At 60.2% G+C, this 3,797-nt stretch carries 5 protein-coding genes and 1 pseudogene; 2 read left to right on the top strand and 4 right to left on the bottom strand.

Translation table 11 applies throughout. The features are described 5' to 3' along the window. Nucleotides 1–75: 75 nt before the first annotated feature. Nucleotides 76–1,121, top strand: a pseudogene (locus Y707_RS22695) (IS3 family transposase). Here the strand turns inward: Y707_RS22695 and Y707_RS0101880 are convergent. The 4 genes from Y707_RS0101880 to Y707_RS0101865 form a co-directional block, all read right to left on the bottom strand. Continuing rightward, nucleotides 1,094–1,594, bottom strand: a complete 501-nt coding sequence (locus Y707_RS0101880) for a hypothetical protein (RefSeq protein WP_026533838.1) — start codon at nt 1,592–1,594, stop codon at nt 1,094–1,096. The pseudogene Y707_RS22695 and the gene Y707_RS0101880 overlap by 28 nt on opposite strands. Before the next feature lie 27 nt (nt 1,595–1,621). Continuing rightward, nucleotides 1,622–2,041 carry a hypothetical protein gene (locus Y707_RS0101875; protein ID WP_155852642.1) on the bottom strand — a complete coding sequence of 140 codons (420 nt, stop codon included), beginning with the start codon at nt 2,039–2,041 and terminating at the stop codon, nt 1,622–1,624. Nucleotides 2,042–2,107: 66 nt separating this feature from the next. Beyond that, the gene (locus tag Y707_RS0101870) at nt 2,108–2,581 is read right to left on the bottom strand and encodes a ricin-type beta-trefoil lectin domain protein (RefSeq protein WP_026533836.1); all 474 of its coding nucleotides are present in this window, start codon (nt 2,579–2,581) and stop codon (nt 2,108–2,110) included. Between the two features lie 75 nt (nt 2,582–2,656). Then, complete coding sequence (locus Y707_RS0101865; RefSeq protein ID WP_162150155.1) at nt 2,657–3,301, bottom strand: hypothetical protein; 645 nt, start codon at nt 3,299–3,301, stop codon at nt 2,657–2,659. Between the two features lie 19 nt (nt 3,302–3,320). Here Y707_RS0101865 and Y707_RS22690 point away from each other — a divergent pair. Next, a partial coding sequence (locus Y707_RS22690; protein ID WP_035779947.1) for a hypothetical protein occupies nt 3,321–3,797 on the top strand: 477 nt, incomplete at its 3' end.

Here is a 3,797-nt window from a genome sequence, read left to right as displayed (position 1 = left end):
CGAATTGGTGAGCCTAGGGATTTCGGACAGTGGGACCTCTTAAACTGAGGTGTTACTGAAAGCGAGATCAAGAGTATGTCTGCAGCACGTCGCCGGTTCAGCCAGGATTTTAAGGATGAGCTGTGCCGGGAAGTTATCGACACATCCAAGCCAATAGCGGACGTCGCCAAGTCCTACGGCGTCGGAGCAGAGAGCCTGCGCCGGTGGCTGATCAAACACCGGGAAACCAACGGCGGTACCGAATCCGATCTGAGCCTGTCGGAGCGGGCCCGGTTGAAGGAGCTGGAGCGGGAAAACCAGGAGCTGAGGGCTGAAACGGTGTTCCTAAAAAAGCCAGCGCTTACTTCGCGAGGGAGCAGCGGTAGTGAGCAAATACGAATACATCGACTCCCGGAAAAACGACCCAGCCGGGACGAGTCCGGTCTGGAAAATGTGCCTGTGGCTGTCCGTATCGACGTCCGGTTTCTATAACTGGCTCTCCCGGCCGCAGTCCGCCACCGCCGCCCGCAGAGAAGCCCTCGCAGTGCGTGTGCGAAACTTCTTCGACGACTCCGACAGCACCTACGGATACCGTCGGATCCACGCCGACCTGAACGCACCAGGACTTCACCGCGCAGGCGCCGGGAACCAAGTTCGTCGGCGACATCACTTACATCCATACCTGGGAAGGGTTCGTCTATCTGGCCACGGTCATTGACTGCTATTCGAAGAAAGTCGTTGGCTTCTCCATCGCCGATCACATGCGCACCGAACTGGTCGCCACCGCGTTGAAAAACGCCGCCGCGACCACGCACATCGGCCCGGATGCGATCTGGCACTCAGACCGCGGGAGTCAATACACCTCCGCCGGTTTCCGGGCCCTGATTGCTGATTTGGGCATGCGCTCATCGATGGGCAGGACCGGCGTCTGTTGGGATAGCAGCATGGCCGAAAGTTTCTTCTCAGCCCTGAAAAACGAGCGAGTCCACCGCACCGTATATGCCACAAAAATCCGCGCCAAACGGGACGTCATGAGCTATATCGAAGGCTTCTACAACAGCCGCCGCCGGCACTCCGGACTTGATTACCGCCGACCAGACGAAGTCCACTACAGTTACCAACAGCCACCCATGGCAGCGTAAGAAAAACCATCAAATCCGCTGTCCGAAATCACCGCAGCAGCCCAAATTTCGAATCCGAAAATTGCGGTGGCACCGGAACCAAGACTTAGAGCACTCTTATCTGTGAAGTGGTGGTCATAGTAGCTGTCCGCTGTTATGCCTTCGTGGGGCGTGACCGTCAACTGGTAGGTTTTCGTGAATACCTTCCCCGTCAGCTTGTGAGTGGCCGTTGCGGTGATGGTCGCGACACCCTCGGTGAAGCCACCATCGACAGGCTTGATGTGTCCGTACCAGTCGTCTGACCCATTACCGGTGTACTTGGTCACTGTGTATGTGCCAGCCCCGCCAACGCTCTCGCCTCCGGTAAATGTCACGTCGTAGTCGGTATGAGCGGCACCTGAAATCTCAAACCCAAAGATTGCGGTGGTCTGTGAAGTCAGCGCTTGAGCGCTCTTATCTGTGAAGTCAGACTTACGGTAGCTGTCCGCTGTCATACCTTCGTGGGGGACAACGGTAAGTTTTCATGTCTTGTAGGAGACTTCATTAGTGGTCAGGTTTGTCACCTTAGCGGTGATATTCGCCGTGCCTTCGGTGAATCCACCCTCCTTCGCAGTGACCGTCGTGTACCACGTTCCACCATTGCTGGTGCTGAAGAGCGTAGTGGTGGTATTGACTCCGATGTCGTCTCCGGACGCGGAGAACACAACCTCGTGGTTGTCCTGCGAGGTTACCCGCGTGCCGGAATCCTTTATATCGAATCCGAACCATGCGCCCTTGTTGGTGGCGGCGTCCATAACGGTGTCGTCATCCCACCATTGGTCGTAGTAGGCGTCCATGTAGATTGTGGCGCTGGCCGCGTTGTAGTCCGCAGGAGGCGCATCTGAAGGTGCCGTCTCGGGCTGTTGCAGCTCGGGGTCGAGGGTGCCGGCCAGCCCGGGCATGAACCAGGATTGTGTGCTGGCGCCATTGCAGGCTGCCAGGCCGAGCTGCACGTTGGCGAGTACGCCTCAGGGCACGTCGATGCACAGGCCGGTGGGGGCATGGACGATCTGGACCAGTCCGCCGGTCTCGTTGTCTCCCTGGAAAATTTCCGCGGTGAACCGTTCACCGGGGGAGGCGAGGCAGTCGCCCAGGACCAGGTCGTTGCCGGATGTGGCCAGGCACTTGTGGTCGAGGGAGGACTGGCGCAGTTCGCCGTCACCGTTCCACTGCCAGCGCTGCGCGTCCTCGTTGGCGCACTTGGCGAGGTCGACGGGGTTGCCGGCTGCATTCGCGTTGCCGCGGTTTTCGATGCACCAGTTGCCGTTGTAGTTGGCTGTGAGCCCGCCGGTCACCCAGGTCATCTGCGGATATTCCACGGAGCTGCGCCAGTGATACAAGGTACCGCCGGATCCATCACCGCCGGGGCCGTAGGTGGCGTCGAACGGCCGGAACTGAAAATCGACCAGGGTGGTGCCGGGCGTGCAGGCGATGAGGGTCATGTCGGCGAAGATATTTGAGTTCAGGTCGAAGTAGCCGTCAATTTTCTCGACGGTGGAGGTTCCGCGGGCCGGGTCCTAGCAGGTGGCCCGTCCGGAGTACCGGACGGTCTCCGGCTCAGCTGAGGTGTTTTCGAATCCCACGGTGGCGGTACGTTCGACCACGGTGACAGTACCGGTGTTGATACTCGGATTGGGCGCCACGCCGGATTCCGTTGTGCCGTCATTGAGTTTCGCTGCCACCCCGGGGTCATCCGCGGTTCCGCCTCCGTCGCCGACGGGCTGGTGGACATCCTCGTCATAGCCGCCGGTGTCATCGACGAGATCCTGGACTTTTGTCCCGTCCACGCATGGGGTCGGCAGCCGGTCACCCGTGGACGCCGTGGATGGTGTCATTTCACGCGGCTGATTCAGCTTGTCGGTGGAGTAGAACACTTTTCCGGACTTTGATTTGGACACCCCCAGATAGCAGGTGCCGGCGTCGTTGGCGTCGACGGACAGGGTCTGAAGGCCGGCGGGAAGATAACTGGCCCCCGTCAGGCCATCCATATCCTCGAATCCGCCATCCTTGGAATTAGCCACGCCCTCGGCAGTGCGCACCGACACCAGATCCTGTTTAGCGGCCTTATCCTGCGCCCACGGGATGACCCCGAACACGGCGACCAGCACCCCGGCAGCAGCTGCCGTCTGCGAGAGAGGTACGGGCTTTTGGGATCCGACCAAGGGCTGAACAGGCACGCTGATGGATGCCGGCGAGGATCTGGTACGTGGTTTCCGCAGCTCACCTGCCGTGGAACGGGTCGTCTTTGGGATGACCTTGAGTTTTTCGGTGACGGTGGCAGCCTCACGGGCCCTCAACTACGTGCGTGAGCGCAGACGGTTCATGCCGCGGGTTCGCAGTTTCGGTCGGACATTGGCAATGATCCCGTCCGACAACAGGCTGCGGATCCACCACTTCGTGCCCGGCACCGCAATCGCTTTCACCGCCGGCTGCGTCGCACTTGTGCTGCATCCATCGCGGGCGAATCAATGGTGGAGCGTCCCGTTCGGTGCCGGAGTGGCCATGACCGTAGACGAGCTACCCATTATGACGGGCCGCAACAACCCATATTGGGGCGAGGAACGCTACGCCCTGATGCTCTACGTCACCGGAACCGTCGCTGTGTCCGGTCTCCTGGCCGTCTTTCTTCGACGTGGCCGCCATATCCGGCGCGGCGGC

Source organism: Arthrobacter sp. H14, assembly GCF_000520495.1.
In the GTDB taxonomy this organism is placed as follows: domain Bacteria; phylum Actinomycetota; class Actinomycetes; order Actinomycetales; family Micrococcaceae; genus Arthrobacter_C.
The sequence above is the reverse complement of the archived record's forward strand: the minus strand, read 5'-3'. Positions and strand labels throughout refer to the sequence as shown.